Raw genomic sequence first — 14815 nt, 5'->3', positions numbered from 1 at the left:
GATTAACGCTATTGCTTGCTGCGCTCGCCGGCCAGCTTGCGCCAAGCTTGAGCCGCCGCCCGCTGCTCTGCCTCTTTCTTCGTCCGCCCGACTCCCGTACCCAGTTTCTCTTCGCCGATCAGCACCTCCGCTACAAACTCGCGGTCATGCGCCGGGCCGCGTTCTTCAGCGATACGGTATTCGATCGCCCCCAAATTGCTATGCTGCGCCCGTTCCTGCAGGGCCGATTTGAAATCCTTGACCAGCAAATCGCCGTCTGTATCGATATGGGGGAATAAATGCTCGGATAAGAAGGCGCGGACTTCTTCCAGCCCATGATCCAAATAGATTGCGCCAATAAACGATTCAAACAAATCAGCCAGCAGCGCAGGCCGATGGCGTCCGCCAAGCTGCTCCTCGCCCCGCCCCAGAAGGACGTGCGCTCCAAGATCGAGCATTTCGGCAAACCGGGCCAGCGAAGGCTCGCAGACGATCGACGCTCTCATTCGCGTCAATTGCCCCTCCGGTCGCTCCGGAAAGTTTTGATACAAATATTCCGACACCGTTAACTGCAAAACGGCATCGCCCAGAAACTCCAAACGTTCGTTATGCTCTACATTTGCTTGACGATGTTCGTTCACATAGGACGTATGCGTAAAAGCTTGCTGGAGCAATAATGGCTGTTGAAAACGAAGCTGCAGACGCTGCTGCAGCTCCTCGAACGGATTATGCTTCATATTTCTTCATTATGATCGTTGCATTATGACCGCCAAATCCAAAGGAGTTGGACAACGCAACCCGTACATCGGACGGACGCGCTTTATTCGGTACATAATCCAGATCACACTCCGGATCTTGGTTGTCCAAATTAATCGTTGGCGCAATGATGCCGTCGCGCAGCGTCAGACCGACAATGACGGCTTCAACACCGCCTGCGGCGCCCAGCAAATGCCCTGTCATTGATTTGGTAGAGCTGACCGCGAGCTTGTAAGCATGGTCGCCGAACGCTTTTTTAATCGCTTCGGTTTCCGATTTGTCGCCAACCGGCGTTGAAGTGCCGTGAGCGTTAATATAGTCAATTGCAGCAGGCTCCAGCCCGGCATCCTTAAGCGCCCGGGTCATACAGCGAGCCGCGCCTTCCGGATCGGGCTCTGTCATATGATGGGCGTCGCCGCTCATACCATAGCCGATGATTTCGGCATAAATCTTCGCTCCGCGCTTTTGCGCGTGTTCAAGCGATTCCAAAATTAGAACGCCCGATCCCTCGCCCATGACGAAGCCATCGCGTCCGGTATCGAACGGGCGGCTCGCTTTAGCAGGCTCATCATTGCGCGTCGACATCGCCCGCATCGAGCAGAAGCCGGCAAGACCTGTTGGCCTAATCGTCGCTTCGGCGCCGCCGCAAATCATGACATCCGCGTCGCCGCGCTGAATCATCTTGTACGAATCGCCAATGGAATGGGTTCCCGTCGCACAGGCTGTAACAGCTGTGCTATTGGGGCCTTTTGCTCCCGTTAACATCGACACTTGCCCTGAAGCCATATTGGCAATCATCATCGGGATAAAGAATGGGCTGACACGCTTAGGCCCCTTCTCGAGCAGCACATTGTGCTGATCCTCCCACGTACCTAGGCCGCCGATCCCGGAGCCAACCATGACGCCGACGCGTTCGGCGTCGACATTGCCCCCGATGTCGAGGCCGGCATCCTTAACGGCAGCCACGCCGGCAACTGCGGCAAATTGTACGAAGCGGTCCATGCGGCGCGCTTCTTTTTTATCAACATGGTATTGTTCAGGGTCGAAGTTTTTAATTTCTGCAGCAATTTGTGTCGGGTATTCCGAAACATCGAATGCTTCAATATGCGACACACCGGATTTGCCGTCCAGCAAATTCTGCCAAAATTGTTCCAACTCGGACCCGAGTGCTGTCATGACACCCATGCCTGTTACAACAACTCTTTGCTTCATCATCTTCACCTCTATTGGACAGCGATATGGTTTTGCATCAATAAATCTATCTAAAGCGCCATTAAGCGCTTGCTTCATTCATCATATCATGTTATCGGGAACGCAGCTAAGATGGAGAGAAGTCCCGTCGATGAACGGGACTTACTTTGTCAGCTTAGGTATGAGATTGTATGTAGTTAACAACTTCTCCTACGCTGGTAATTTTCTCTGCATCTTCATCAGAGATCTCCATATCAAATTCGTCTTCGAGCTCCATGACGAGTTCTACGACATCAAGAGAGTCAGCGCCCAGGTCGTCTTTAAACGACGCTTCAAGCGTAACTTCCGATTCGTCAACGCCAAGGCGGTCGACTACGATGCGCTTCACACGATCCAATACATCGGACATCCGGTTCACCTCCTCCATGGTATTATACGAAAATAACAGGCAAATTACCATATATTCATCCAGCAGCGTTATCCGCTTCGCGCCGCGTTACATATACATTCCGCCATCGACGTGAACAGTCTGGCCTGTCATGTATGCGGCAGCGTCGGAAGCCAGGAAACGGACGGCATGCGCAATGTCCTCGGGAGAGCCGAGACGGACAAGCGGTATGCCTTCAAGCAGCTTGGCGCGGGTTTCCTCCGACAGCTTGTCCGTCATATCCGTTTCGATAAAGCCTGGAGCTACACAGTTAACCGTAATGCCTCGCGTAGCAAGCTCCTTGGCTGCCGATTTAGTCAAGCCGATTACGCCCGCTTTTGCCGCCACATAGTTAGCCTGTCCAGGGTTGCCTACCGCTCCGACGATCGAGGAAATATTAATTATTCTTCCCGAACGCTGCTTCATCATAGGTCTCGTAACGGCCTTTATGCCATTGAAGACACCCTTCAGATTCGTTTCGATTACTTCGTCGAATTCCTCTTCCTTCATGCGCATTAGCAGGTTATCGCGGGTAATGCCTGCATTGTTTACTAAAATATCGATAGAACCGAAAGTGTCGACCACCTGTTTGACCATCGAATCAAACTGATCCGCTTTGCCGACATTAGCTTGCAAAATAAGGGCACGGCGCCCCATGGCCTCGATGGCTTTTGCGGTTTCAACGGCTGCCGCTTCACTGCCCGCATAGTTGACCGCAACATCGGCGCCCGCTTCTGCCAGCGCAAGCGCGATCGCCCTGCCGATACCGCGCGAAGCACCGGTAACGAGCGCTGTCTTGCCTGTTAAGGATGCAAACATCATCGATTCCTCCTTCATTTACTACAGCGCAGCGATAGAGTTGATCGCAATGACATTAACGCTGCGGTCTACCTTTTTGATCAATCCTGCCAAGACGGTGCCGGAGCCGATCTCGTAAAATGTATCGACACCTTGGCCAATAAGCGTACGCACACTGTCTTCCCAAAGCACAGGCGAGTACACCTGCTCCTCAAGCAGCCGACGAATTTGCGCGGCTTCCTTGACCGGCTGCGCCGTCACGTTGGCAACGACAGACACCTTCGCATCGGCAAACTCGCTAAGCTTAAGCGCAGCGGCCAGCTTTGCCGCAGCAGGCTTCATCATCGAAGAGTGGAACGGTCCGCTAACCTCAAGCGGAACGACCCGCTTTGCGCCTGCCTCCTTGCCGCGCTCTACAACAGATTGCACACCTGCCGCTGTGCCCGAAACAACAATCTGCCCCGGACAATTAACATTCGCCAATTCTACGACATTTCCTTCTTCCGTTACCGATTGGCATAATGCAGCCAGCGCATCGCGCTCGGCGCCCAGTACAGCCGCCATCGCTCCTTGGCCGCTCGGCACCGCTTCTTCCATGAACTGCCCGCGCGCGCGCACTGTTCTGACTGCGTCCTCAAAACTCAAGACGCCGGCTGCGACAAGCGCGCTATACTCACCCAGGCTGTGTCCCGCAACAAAGTCCGGCTCGATTCCGCGGCTGCGGAAAGCCTCCAAATAAGCGATGCTTGTAGTCAGCAACGCCGGTTGCGTAATAGCAGTCTGCTTAAGCTCTGTATCCGGCCCTTCAAAAATAATATCGCTCAATTTAAAACCAAGGGCAGCATCTGCACGTTCAAAGATAGCCTTTGACGCTGCAACCCCGTCATAGACATCTTTGCCCATGCCGACTGCCTGCGCGCCCTGGCCAGGAAAGACGAATGCTATTTTCCCCATAAGTTCGCTACCTCCAAATCAATCAACTACCAGACGACTACAGCAGCTCCCCAAGTCAAGCCGCCGCCAAACCCTACAAGCACCAGCCGGTCGCCTTCCTTGACTCTTCCCTGCTCGACAGCTTCGGCAAGCGCAATCGGAATCGAGCCTGCGGAGACGTTGCCGTAGCGGTCCAAATTTATCATGCACTTCTCTTCCGACAAATTCAGCCGGTTGAGAGCAGATTGTATGATGCGAATATTAGCTTGATGGGGCACGAGCAAATCAATCTCGCTCTTGTCCATATCCGCCTTGCGCAGCGCTTCCTCAGCAGCGCCGCCCATAATGCGGACGGCGAATTTAAACACCTCGCTGCCGGCCATATAAATAAAATGGCTGCGGTCTGCAAGGCTTTGCTCAGAAGAAGGCATTCTGGAGCCGCCGCCGCGCACATTCAGCAATTCACCGCCGCTGCCGTCAGCTCCAAGCTCAAAGGCTTTGAACCCGCGGCCTTCCGGAACCTGCCCCAGCACGACAGCGCCTGCACCGTCGCCAAACAAAATACAAGTGTTGCGGTCCGTATAATCCGTTATGCGGGACAAGCACTCCGCGCCTACAACGAGCACATGCTTATACATCCCGGTTGCAATCATGCTGGAAGCAGTCGACAGTCCATATATAAATCCGGAGCAAGCGGCCGACAGGTCGAATGCCGCAGCTTTTTTCGCCCCCAGCTTATCCTGGAGCAAACATGCTGTAGACGGAAAGAACATATCCGGGGTAATTGTCGCCACAATAATAAGATCGAGCTCCTCGGCCGTTATGCCGGCAGCCGCCAAAGCTTTCACGGAAGCGTGGTAAGCCAAATCGGATGTCGCCTGATCGGGCGCTGCCATGCGCCGCTCCTTAATTCCTGTCCGAGTGACAATCCATTCATCATTGGTATCTACCATCTGCTCAAGATCATGGTTGGTTATTACTCGTTCTGGAACATACTTGCCCGTCCCAATAATTCCTACAGGATATAATTGCATGTCACACTCTCACTTCCGGCTAAATTCGGTTGCAATCGATTCAACCAAACGATTTTGTACCGCTACTCGCGCTTTGCCGATAGCATTCTTAACCGCTTGATCGTTCGAAGAACCATGACATTTAAGCACAAGCCCGCTAACTCCAAGCAACGGCCCGGCTCCGTGTTCCTTGTAATCCATTTTAGCCGCCATCGCCTTAAGCCGCGGCCGCACGGTCAAAGCAGCAAGCTTGCTGATCCACGATGAAGTCATCGCATTTTTAATCTCGCGCATCAGCGTGATCGCCGTACCTTCCATCGCCTTCAGCATGATATTGCCGGCAAAACCGTCACAGACGAGAACATCGCAATTGCGGGACAGGACGTCCCGCGCTTCCACATTGCCAATAAACTCGACCGGCGCGTTTTCAAGCAGACCAAAAGCGGCCTTTGTCAGCTCATTTCCCTTCATCGCCTCGGTCCCTACATTAAGCAGGCCTACCCGCGGACGTTCCAGCCCATGAACCCTCGTCCGATAAATGCTGCCCATTATGGCATACTGAACCAGATGCTCCGGCTTGGAATCCATATTGGCGCCCAAATCCAGTGCCAGCACCCCGACATCATCCATCGTAGGCAGCATCGGCGCCAGCGCCGGGCGCTCAATTCCGTCTATACGCCCGACCACAAGCAGTCCAGTCGTCATCAGCGCCCCGGTATTGCCGGCGGAAATCATCGCCTCGGCCTCGCCTTCACGCACTAATCTGCCCGCCACTACCATAGATGAATCTTTTTTGCGGCGCACCGCCTTCACCGGCTCATCATCCGGGCTAATTACATCGCTCGCATGCACAAGCTCAACATTGCCGGGCTTCGCGCCTTGCATACAAGCTTCAATGCGCGCCTGATCGCCGACGAGCAGCAATTTCACATCCGTCCACGCTGCCGCGGCATCCAGCGCTCCCTTTACGATCTGCTCCGGGGCATGATCGCCTCCCATCGCATCAATGGCGATCCGCACGTTCATTTCCTCCCTCAACAATTGGCTCTCCCGCGGATCTGTAAATGATAAAGTGTCCTTGAAATACCATCTCGTCTCCCACGTACGAAAAAACCTCTACCTTCGCCTTGCTGCTCTCGCCGGATATCGAGCGCACATACGCTTTGGCAATACATTTCTCGCCCAGTTTGACGGAACGGAGAAAGCGGATATCCGCCGCCGCCGTCAAAGCAATTTCATCATTAATGACCGCAACCGCCAGCGAGTTCGCTTGAGCGAATATATGATGACCCCGGGCGATGCCCGTTCTGGAAAATACATGCTCATCCCGTATCTCGAAGATCGATATGCCGCTGCGGTCCAGCTGCAGGTCAACAATATCTCCGATTACCTCGTGAAGCGGCAGCGAGCGGACGGCATCATATGAACGCTCAGCCATCAACTTCATTCGCTCCCGCAACTCCGGTATACCTAACTCCATTCGATCCAGCCTCACTGTCTGAATGCTGACCTTCAGCATTCTTGTCAGCTCGCGGTCCGTTATAAAAGGATTTTCATCAATTAGACGGGACAGCTGCTGATGCCGCTGCCGCTTCGGAACGCGTTCGATGGCCCGCACCGCCTTTGCCAATAATAAGTATCCGTAATTTGGTAGCAGCCCGATAAATGCTATAAAATCTCAGGGGAAGAAACTTGGCGATGCGTCAAGGACGGCGTCAGCCATTTCTTCTTGCAAGCTGCTATTATAACCAGGTACTAACCAGTATATAAGAGAATGGAGCCGGAAGCAATGCAGACTGTGGCTTATTTCAAAAAAAATAGCACTTCATCTATGATGATGAAGCACTACCTTTAATCCATCAACTATTGCTTGATGATCTCTCTCGTTTTGTAAACTCCGCAAACTTTGCAAACCCGGTGAGCCAACTTCAACTCTCCGCATTGCTCACATTTTACCATACCCGGCACTGCAAGTTTGAAATGCGTGCGGCGTTTGTCACGACGGGTTTTGGATGTTCTTCGTTGTGGTACTGCCATGTTTCCCACCTCCTTCACAGAATTCGGCAATGAAGCTCTTGCTATGATTGCTTGAACACATCTTTCAACGCGGCTAGCCGCGGATCGATTTTCTCTTGAGAGCAGCCGCATGCAGCTTCGTTCAAGTTCGCCCCGCAGCTTGTACACAACCCTTTGCAATCCTCCTTGCAAAGCGGAGCAAACGGCAATGACAGCATCATCGTCTCTTCGATGAGCGGCTCAAGATCGAACTTGTCCTCTTCTACGGCAATAACTTCTTCGTCCTCTTCCTCATTCTTCGCGTGCTTGAACTTCTCGGCGAACGGTATGGAAATCGACTGCTTGACAGCTTCCAGACACCTGGAGCAAGACATCTCGACATCGAGATCCAGCTGCCCCTCAACATGCGCGACTCCATCAAGCCCATAAGCTTCAAGATTTACATTCAAGGCTCCGACACTCACAATATCCTTGCGAATCTGCTTCAGCCAATCGGCATTCAGACTTGCCTGAATGGGAAGTCTGTCTCCTCGGGAAGCCAGTTCACGAATATGGATTTCCATCATTCATCACTCCAAACAAACAAAGTTTATTATATCGACGTTCGAATCGTTTTGTCAACATTTTCACACCGTGTTATAGTAAAATGAAGGAATTTCTAGGACGGTGGAACATTTATGCGGACAGTCGGACTAATAGTCGAGTACAATCCGTTTCATAACGGTCATCTCTATCATTTGCAGCAATCCAAAAAAATAACTGGCAGCGACGCTGTCATCGCTGTCATGAGCGGCCATTTTTTGCAGCGCGGCGAGCCCGCTTTGCTTGACAAATGGACGCGCGCCGAAATGGCGCTCCGCGGCGGCTGCGATCTGGTGATTGAGCTGCCTGTCGCATACTCGACGCAAGCAGCCGAGTGGTTTGCTTACGGCGCAGTCGCGCTGCTCGAGGCAACCGGGGTTGTCGATTGCCTCTGCTTCGGCAGCGAAGGAGGCATGATCGCCCCTTTAAGGCGCATCGCCAAAACGATGGCTAAGGAGCCGGCCTCGTTCGGAACCCTGCTGGCTGCTGCGCTGGCCGGCGGCAGCAATTATCCGTCCGCCTACAGCTCGGCTGTCAAGCAGCATATGCTGCTTTCCGGCGATGATGAGGCGGCGGCATTCCCTTTGAATGAGCCTAACAATACACTTGGGCTTCATTACCTGCTTGCTCTGGAACGGCTTGAGTCAGCCATTCAGCCCTTTACGATCAAACGGGAAAAGGCAGGCTATTCGCAAGCAAACATCAGCGATGCCAGTATTGCCAGCGCTACGGCAATCCGCAAATTGATTATGGAAGACAAAATGCCCGAAGCTATCGCTCCATATGTACCGGCTTCTACGTTTGAGCTGCTGATGCAGCAAGCCGGAGAGCGCCGCCTGGTAGGCTGGGAGCAATTATCCAGGCTGTTGTTTCACAAAATCATCAGTGAATCCGCTGCAGAGCTAAACCAATATCACGAAGTTACGGAAGGACTCGAATATCGCATCAAACGCCTGATGCCCTCACTTCCCAGGCTCACCGTCGCCTCGCTGCTCGATTCGCTCAAAACGAAGCGATACACGCGCACCAAATTGCAGCGCGCACTGCTGGCGATTCTGCTCAATCATCACAAGGAACAGCTCGGCGCAGAGCAACTGCGGGCGGGTATTCAGTATTTGCGCATATTGGGCTGCTCCGCCAAAGGGAAAACGCTGCTCAAAAAAATGAAAGGGAAGGCCGCTCTGCCAATTCTGCTTAGCGCGGCCCGCCCTCCGGAGCCGTTTCCTTTTTTGGAGCTCGATGTAAGAGCTACTTCGATCTACGGCATGGCTCAAAACAACGCGGCACCAGATGCACTCTACCGCGATTATTATGCGAAGCCGATCTTTATTTGAACAACGCTGCAGCAAGCCGGTCTGATGCGCGCGATCAAGCCTGCTTGCTTATTTTTTCACCTGCCGGGCCTCCAAATTTTGTACAGCCTCCTTGAGCGTTGCTACGGAGACAATCTCCATCCCTGTTCCGAGCTGCTTGGCTCGCTCCGCCGCTTCCTTGGCGTTTGCCTCCGGGACAAAAAACAATTGCGCTCCCGCCTCGGCTGCTGCGACAACTTTAAGCGTGACTCCCCCGATCGCCCCAACTTCGCCATCCGGCGAAATCGTGCCTGTACCGGCAATTTTCAAACCGTTCGTCAGATCCCCCGGCGTGAGCTCATCCAGCACCTGCAAAGCAAACATAAGACCCGCTGACGGCCCGCCGATAGCATTAGCCTTAATCTCAACTTCATGATGCGGGTCCTCCGCCGCTATGCGCCGCAATTCAGACAGCTGCTTCACATAGAGCGCATTCGCCGTCTCAGCGGCCAATTCCTTCTGATCGTCAGAGCCGGATGTTAAATTGATAACGGGCAAATGAATTTCAACCTCTGCCCCTTTGCGCAGCACGACAAGCTTCAACTCGCCGTCCATCTTATTTTCCGTTAGCGCCGCTCTTGCCTGCTGTACGCTTTTCACTTCCTGCCCATTAATTCGCCGCACCTCATCGCCGGTCCTGGGGCGCTGCTCCCCGGCTCCTTCTCCTTCTACAGCTACGATCAGGCCTTCCGGCACTACCTTGTAAGCAATTCCAGCCTGCTTATAGGCCGCTTCCAGCGCGGCGCTTTGCGAGCCCTGCATAATGACAGTCATTCGCTCCGCATATTCCTTCATCGTTTGGCCCTGCAGCAAGTCCTTTTTCATGTAAAGCTCCAAATCGCGATCCCATGCCGAACGCAGCGCCATCCAAAAGTTGGCGTCGGACAACTTAACAGTCATCAAAAGGAACTGGCCCGCACTCGGCTCATCAGGCTCTGCAGCCCGTACCAACGGTTCCGTTGCTATAGCAAAGCCAGGCTCATAAGCCGCAAATGGGGTTGGCACATAAAGCAGCAGTGTCATTATTAAAGCCGCACCGAGCGGCCAACGCAAAAACCATCGATTATTCCGATACCATTGCTTCAGCTTTTGCATGCCGGATCACCTTCTTTATGTAAAATGGTCTACCCCTGCATAGACAAGCGTAAACTATATTGCCGTCTGTTATTTTCACCTCGTCCTCAATATTTGATTGGAGTTGATGGAATGTCGCGTACCATCGTTCTCGCTCTGCTTTCCCTTGCGCTCGTAGCGGCAATTATTTATCAGCCTGGGGATGCTTTCGCCGCCTCCCTGCAGGGACTGACCGTCTGGTGGACGATTGTCTTTCCCGGTTTGCTGCCGTTTTTTACATTGCTTGAGCTGATGATGGCTCTCGGTGTCGTTCATGGCTTCGGTACATTACTGGAGCCGGTAACAAGGCGCGTTTTGCGTCTTCCTGGCGAATCGGCCCTGGCGCTGGTTACCGGATGGCTCGGCGGATTTCCCGCCGGGGCGGAAGCAACGGCTGCATTAAGACAGCAAAATTTAGTCACCAGGCAAGAAGGCCAGCATTTGCTGGCGTTCTCCCATATGCCAAATCCTCTTTTTATGCTGCTCGTTGTCGGAGCAGGTTTTTTTCGGCGCCCTGAGCTTGGACTAGCCATCGCAATTTCTCTCTGGCTAGCCTGCATTATTACAGCGCTGCTTTTTCGCTTTAGACATGCAGCATCCGAAGCCGGCAATGCCGCTAGTGTGAAACCGGGCCCCTCTCCGCTGCGGCGTGCAGCAAACGCAATGAATGATGCGCGCATTCGCGACGGGCGCAGCTTTGGCAAGGTGCTTGGCGATTCTGTAACGATCTCTGTCGCCAAGCTGATGGCCGTCGGCGGATTTATGATGCTTGCTTCTGTCGTTGTCCAGCTGCTAAACAGTCTCATGTCCCAGCCTTTCTTATCTCTGCTCATACCGGGCCTGCTTGAAAGCCATCTTGGCGCCTATACCGCCTCGCTTGCAAAGCTGGGCATAGCAGGAGCCGATGTACCGTGGCAGGCAGCATTCGCAGCGGCCTTTCTTGCCTGGGGAGGAATTTGCGCTTTGCTGCAAGCGGGCAATGCAATTGCACGCACCGATCTATCGTTGATTCGTCTGGCGCTCAGCCGGCTTTTTCAAGCGGCGTTAGCTTTTATTATAGCGCTGTTTGCCGCTGAACCCATTGCCAATGTCGCTGGCCGATTAATGAAAAGCGCCGCTCCCGCCCTTTTTCAGCAAACGGCAAACCAGGACAATTACTTACTTCCTGTAAGGGCCTCCGATTTGCCGGCAGTATGGCCCTATGTCCCCGCGATTTTGCTTTCGTTCGGCTTTATTGTATTGCTCCTGGCAGGCATCGCCTTTGTCAGCGCAACAAAACGGACGCCTTCAAATTGAATGCGTCCTTCTGTTTATCTCCCTTTATATTTGTCCTGCAGGGCAAGCTCTACTTCAGGCGGCACGAGATCCTTAACATTACCGTGAAATTGAGCGATTTCTTTGACAATGCTGGAGCTCAAATACGAATAGCGCGGATTCGTCATCATGAAGATCGTTTCGATCCCCTCATCCAGCTGATGATTCGTCGAAGCCAGCTGCAGTTCGTACTCAAAATCCGTCACTGACCGGATGCCTCTAATAATGACTTGGGCATTGCGCGTCCGCATAAAGCGAACGAGCAAATCGCGGAAGCTGTCAACGGAAACATTCGGCAAATCTTTGGTCACTTCAGTCAGCAGAACTTTTCGCTCGTCTACCGAAAAAAGCGGATTTTTACTCGAATTGTTAAGCACAGCAACGATTAAATGATCGAATTGCTTGGCTGAGCGGCGAATAATATCCAGATGTCCGAGCGTCACCGGATCGAAGCTCCCCGGATAAACTGCAATGCGTTTTCCCTGCTGATTCGTCTCTGTAGATTGCATATGTATTACTCCTCCGCTGGCGTCGCAGCACATGCTCCCGTATAACGATAAATTGTAACCGCGATGTCGCCATATTTTGCATATTTCATCTGTTCATACTGCTCTATATGTTCAGCATACTGATGACCGGCATCATGCTCCACTACGACGATGCCGCCAATTTCGAGCAGCTTTTTGTCCGCAAGCTCCGCCATCCATTCGTCCATCTCAACCATCCGGTATGGCGGATCAAGAAAGACTAGAGAGAAGCTTTCCCCTCGCTTGGCCAATACCTTCAAGGCGCGCGACGCTTCATTGCGGTATATCTCCGCCCGGTCGGCTACACCGGCCGCTGCTGCATTATGCTTGATCGTTTCGACACTCGCCCGCTCCAAATCGACAAAAAACGCGCGTTCCATACCGCGGCTCAATGCCTCAATGCCCAATCCGCCGGTTCCTGCAAATAAATCCAGGACCAGCCCGCCGTCAAAGTAAGGCCCGATCATACTGAAGATCGCTTCCTTCACCTTGTCTGTCGTCGGGCGCGTATTCATGCCAGGCACCGCTTTCAAAGCCCGGCCCTTTGCTGTTCCTGCCACGACTCTCAGATGCGCCGCCCCCTCTCGCTGCTTGTCAATTTTTCACTGCCAATAATAGTACCACATTTATCCGCTACTAATAAAGTCTCCTTTTTTCGACAATTCACGCATAGCGGCGATAACGATTTACTCCTGGCCTTAGCACTAGAAAAAGCCCTGTCAGCTGCGCCGGGGCAGCCGAAAGGGCTTTTAATTCTATAGCTGTTCTACTTCGCTGCCTGTTCGTTATTGGCAGGCTTATCTCCGTCAGCAGGCTTGTCCCCGTCAGCAGGTTTATCTTCCTTCTTATCGCTGCTTGCCGGCTTGTCCTCGTTAACAGGCTCCTTGTCGAGCGTGTTCGTAATTTTGGCGTTATCTTTGACTCCTTGATACCAGCTTTGATACAAGGTGTTTATTTCTTGATCGACAAGCATGGACTCAAGATCAGCTTTTTTGTCTTCAAACTTCGCTTCTTCCCCAAGCTGTTCCTTATTGTCATCGAAATATTGTTTTACCTTTTCTTCTGTTACACTTTCTTTTGCTTTCGATTCGAACATTTTACGGACTTCCAGCTGTTTAGGGATTGCTTTTTTCAAATCGTCCACTGTCATGCCGTATTGCATCAGCGTCGTTTCAAAATCTTGCTCGGACGAGATTTCCTTTTTTATCTTATCAAGCTCAGCCGTAATTTCCTCTTCGGAAATTGTAATATTTGCTTTTTTAATTTCCTGATTCCACAGTTCCTCGTCGATCATGGACGTCAATATCTGCTCTCCGGCGCCTACTTCAACTAGCTTATCGTATAATGCCCCTTTGCTTATTTTCGTGCCGTTAACATCGGCCACCATCTTGGAATCGCCATTGCCGCCGAATGGCGGCTTGATCAGTACAACGACAAGTACAGCTGCCAGTACAATTGCAACATACATCCAGCCCCGGGACGGCTTTTGTTTCTCTGGCTGGATCTGCTCGCCAAACAATTGACCCTCGCTTTGTATTGCTGTCTCTTCTGCAGCCGAAATTTCTTCCTTCGTTACTTCTTCAGCTGCTTCTGCACCTTGAACTTGCTTTTCATTTTCGTTCAAACTTAAAATCTCCCTTCTGGCACATAGCAACACCATTTTTCTAGTATGCTGTCACTATACCAGAAGCATTTTGACAAAACCTTAAGAGAAGATAAAAAATGAACTCAATTGACCTGGTTATTCGGCTGATTGCGCAAAAAAGACTGCACATTTGCAGCAGCAATCTGCATCAGCCGGCGGCGGGCCTCAATCGTCGCCCAAGCAATATGCGGCGTAATGATGCAATTAGGCGCTCCGATTAAGGGATTGTTTTTCGCAGGCGGCTCCGTTGACAATACATCCACTGCCGCTCCCGCCAGCTTGCCCTCATGCAGCGCTGCAGCCAGCTCCTGCTCAACGACATGTCCGCCTCTTGCCGTATTAATAATGAATGCCGAAACTTTCATCAAGCCAATCGTTTGTCGATTAATAATTCCCTCTGTCTCTGCAGTAAGCGGGCAATGCAAGGTGACGACATCCGCTTCGGTAAAGAGCTCCTCCTTAGCCACAAAATGCACCTGCTCCAAGCCGGCTATCGCCTTCGGCGTTCTTGTATGGACGATTATCTTCATGCCAAAAGCCAGTGCCACCTTGGCCACTCGCTGGCCAATTTCGCCGTAGCCGATAATCCCCATCGTCTTCCCCGATAGTTCAACTAGCGGAAACAAGGAAAATGTAAAGTCCGGACAGGCCGCCCACTGTCCGCCATGAACAGCTGCGCTGTGCTCGCTTGGGCGCTGGCAAAGCTGCAGAAGCAGAGCAAAAACGAGCTGAACGACGGAATTCGTACTATAGCTGGGCACATTTGTAACAACGATGTCCCGCTTTGCCGCTGCGTCAATGTCCACTATATTGTATCCGGTCGCCAGCACCCCGATATATTTGAGCTTTGGCAGCCGGCTTATCGTCTCCGCACTTAAAGGAGTCTTGTTCGTCAAAATGATTTCTGCCGCCGCCGCACGCTCGACAATCTGCTCCTCTTCCGTTCGTTCATACACCGTCAACTGACCAAGCGTTTCAAGCTGCTCCCAGCTCAAATCACCAGGATTTAATGTGTAGCCGTCCAGTACGACAATATTCATGGGCAAGCTCCTCCCTAATTGTTGATCTCTTTTACAAGGGTAACAAAAAACAGGAGCAGGCGTCATGTATATTTTTTTTCAATCGGGTAATCATGTAGTTATCGGCATCGAGAGATGCCGTAGACAACC

17 protein-coding genes are annotated in these 14815 nt (G+C 52.3%); 2 read left to right on the top strand and 15 right to left on the bottom strand.

Annotation, left to right across the window (positions count from 1 at the left end; translation table 11 throughout):
• Positions 1-8 precede the first annotated feature (8 nt).
• The 10 genes from rnc to ACFQ0N_RS04815 form a co-directional block, all read right to left on the bottom strand.
• A complete protein-coding gene (gene rnc / locus ACFQ0N_RS04860; RefSeq protein WP_379323391.1) occupies positions 9-716 on the bottom strand; it encodes a ribonuclease III in 708 nt (235 codons plus the stop codon).
• A complete protein-coding gene (gene fabF, locus ACFQ0N_RS04855; protein ID WP_379324267.1) occupies positions 706-1947 on the bottom strand; it encodes a beta-ketoacyl-ACP synthase II in 1242 nt (413 codons plus the stop codon). Before fabF ends, rnc begins: the two co-directional genes overlap by 11 nt.
• A 154-nt stretch (positions 1948-2101) precedes the next feature.
• Positions 2102-2335 carry an acyl carrier protein gene (gene acpP, locus ACFQ0N_RS04850; RefSeq protein ID WP_379323389.1) on the bottom strand — a complete coding sequence of 78 codons (234 nt, stop codon included), beginning with the start codon at positions 2333-2335 and terminating at the stop codon, positions 2102-2104.
• Positions 2336-2422: 87 nt separating this feature from the next.
• Entirely contained in the window at positions 2423-3172 is a 750-nt protein-coding gene (gene fabG / locus ACFQ0N_RS04845; protein WP_379324265.1) for a 3-oxoacyl-[acyl-carrier-protein] reductase, read from the bottom strand.
• A 21-nt stretch (positions 3173-3193) separates the two neighbouring features.
• Positions 3194-4105: an ACP S-malonyltransferase gene (fabD, locus tag ACFQ0N_RS04840; RefSeq protein WP_379323387.1), complete on the bottom strand. Its 912-nt coding sequence runs from the start codon at positions 4103-4105 to the stop codon at positions 3194-3196.
• A 26-nt stretch (positions 4106-4131) separates the two neighbouring features.
• Positions 4132-5118 carry a beta-ketoacyl-ACP synthase III gene (locus tag ACFQ0N_RS04835; protein ID WP_379323385.1) on the bottom strand — a complete coding sequence of 329 codons (987 nt, stop codon included), beginning with the start codon at positions 5116-5118 and terminating at the stop codon, positions 4132-4134.
• Positions 5119-5127: 9 nt separating this feature from the next.
• Positions 5128-6117, bottom strand: a complete 990-nt coding sequence (gene plsX / locus ACFQ0N_RS04830; protein WP_379323383.1) for a phosphate acyltransferase PlsX — start codon at positions 6115-6117, stop codon at positions 5128-5130.
• Positions 6101-6727 (bottom strand): transcription factor FapR, encoded by a 627-nt coding sequence (gene fapR / locus ACFQ0N_RS04825; RefSeq protein ID WP_379323381.1) that lies wholly within the window; start codon positions 6725-6727, stop codon positions 6101-6103. Before fapR ends, plsX begins: the two co-directional genes overlap by 17 nt.
• Before the next feature lie 233 nt (positions 6728-6960).
• Positions 6961-7134, bottom strand: a complete 174-nt coding sequence (gene rpmF / locus ACFQ0N_RS04820; protein ID WP_379323379.1) for a 50S ribosomal protein L32 — start codon at positions 7132-7134, stop codon at positions 6961-6963.
• 41 nt (positions 7135-7175) lie between these two features.
• On the bottom strand, positions 7176-7679 hold the full coding sequence (locus ACFQ0N_RS04815) for a YceD family protein (RefSeq protein WP_379323377.1): 504 nt from the start codon (positions 7677-7679) through the stop codon (positions 7176-7178).
• Positions 7680-7790: 111 nt separating this feature from the next.
• On the opposite strand from ACFQ0N_RS04815, the gene ACFQ0N_RS04810 reads away from it, so the two are divergent.
• Positions 7791-9029, top strand: coding sequence for a nucleotidyltransferase (locus ACFQ0N_RS04810; protein WP_379323375.1), 1239 nt, complete (start codon positions 7791-7793; stop codon positions 9027-9029).
• 48 nt (positions 9030-9077) lie between these two features.
• Here ACFQ0N_RS04810 and ACFQ0N_RS04805 read toward each other — a convergent pair whose 3' ends face one another.
• A complete protein-coding gene (locus tag ACFQ0N_RS04805; RefSeq protein ID WP_379323373.1) occupies positions 9078-10142 on the bottom strand; it encodes a YlbL family protein in 1065 nt (354 codons plus the stop codon).
• A gap of 111 nt (positions 10143-10253) precedes the next feature.
• On the opposite strand from ACFQ0N_RS04805, the gene ACFQ0N_RS04800 reads away from it, so the two are divergent.
• The gene (locus ACFQ0N_RS04800; protein ID WP_379323371.1) at positions 10254-11456 is read left to right on the top strand and encodes a nucleoside recognition domain-containing protein; all 1203 of its coding nucleotides are present in this window, start codon (positions 10254-10256) and stop codon (positions 11454-11456) included.
• Between the two features lie 14 nt (positions 11457-11470).
• On the opposite strand, the gene coaD is transcribed toward ACFQ0N_RS04800, so the two are convergent.
• From coaD to ACFQ0N_RS04780, 4 genes are all read right to left on the bottom strand, one after another.
• Positions 11471-11983 carry a pantetheine-phosphate adenylyltransferase gene (coaD, locus tag ACFQ0N_RS04795; RefSeq protein WP_379323369.1) on the bottom strand — a complete coding sequence of 171 codons (513 nt, stop codon included), beginning with the start codon at positions 11981-11983 and terminating at the stop codon, positions 11471-11473.
• A gap of 5 nt (positions 11984-11988) precedes the next feature.
• On the bottom strand, positions 11989-12600 hold the full coding sequence (rsmD, locus tag ACFQ0N_RS04790; protein WP_379324263.1) for a 16S rRNA (guanine(966)-N(2))-methyltransferase RsmD: 612 nt from the start codon (positions 12598-12600) through the stop codon (positions 11989-11991).
• Between the two features lie 167 nt (positions 12601-12767).
• Positions 12768-13625, bottom strand: a complete 858-nt coding sequence (locus tag ACFQ0N_RS04785; protein ID WP_379323367.1) for a SurA N-terminal domain-containing protein — start codon at positions 13623-13625, stop codon at positions 12768-12770.
• Between the two features lie 104 nt (positions 13626-13729).
• Positions 13730-14686, bottom strand: coding sequence for a D-2-hydroxyacid dehydrogenase (locus ACFQ0N_RS04780; protein ID WP_379323365.1), 957 nt, complete (start codon positions 14684-14686; stop codon positions 13730-13732).
• Positions 14687-14815 lie beyond the last annotated feature (129 nt).

Source organism: Paenibacillus sp. GCM10027626, assembly GCF_042676285.1.
GTDB lineage: Bacteria > Bacillota > Bacilli > Paenibacillales > Paenibacillaceae > Paenibacillus_Z.
Note: the sequence above shows the minus strand (reverse complement) of the source record. Positions and strands in the feature narration are given on the sequence as shown.

Coding starts and splice junctions, on each gene's coding strand:
- coaD (WP_379323369.1), bottom strand. CDS start 11,983: ATGCAATCTACAGAGACGAATCAGCAGGGAAAACGCATTGCAGTTTAT.
- ACFQ0N_RS04805 (WP_379323373.1), bottom strand. CDS start 10,142: ATGCAAAAGCTGAAGCAATGGTATCGGAATAATCGATGGTTTTTGCGT.
- ACFQ0N_RS04800 (WP_379323371.1), top strand. CDS start 10,254: ATGTCGCGTACCATCGTTCTCGCTCTGCTTTCCCTTGCGCTCGTAGCG.
- rpmF (WP_379323379.1), bottom strand. CDS start 7,134: ATGGCAGTACCACAACGAAGAACATCCAAAACCCGTCGTGACAAACGC.
- ACFQ0N_RS04780 (WP_379323365.1), bottom strand. CDS start 14,686: ATGAATATTGTCGTACTGGACGGCTACACATTAAATCCTGGTGATTTG.
- rnc (WP_379323391.1), bottom strand. CDS start 716: ATGAAGCATAATCCGTTCGAGGAGCTGCAGCAGCGTCTGCAGCTTCGT.
- ACFQ0N_RS04810 (WP_379323375.1), top strand. CDS start 7,791: ATGCGGACAGTCGGACTAATAGTCGAGTACAATCCGTTTCATAACGGT.
- fabG (WP_379324265.1), bottom strand. CDS start 3,172: ATGTTTGCATCCTTAACAGGCAAGACAGCGCTCGTTACCGGTGCTTCG.
- ACFQ0N_RS04835 (WP_379323385.1), bottom strand. CDS start 5,118: ATGCAATTATATCCTGTAGGAATTATTGGGACGGGCAAGTATGTTCCA.
- ACFQ0N_RS04815 (WP_379323377.1), bottom strand. CDS start 7,679: ATGATGGAAATCCATATTCGTGAACTGGCTTCCCGAGGAGACAGACTT.
- fabF (WP_379324267.1), bottom strand. CDS start 1,947: ATGAAGCAAAGAGTTGTTGTAACAGGCATGGGTGTCATGACAGCACTC.
- fabD (WP_379323387.1), bottom strand. CDS start 4,105: ATGGGGAAAATAGCATTCGTCTTTCCTGGCCAGGGCGCGCAGGCAGTC.
- acpP (WP_379323389.1), bottom strand. CDS start 2,335: ATGTCCGATGTATTGGATCGTGTGAAGCGCATCGTAGTCGACCGCCTT.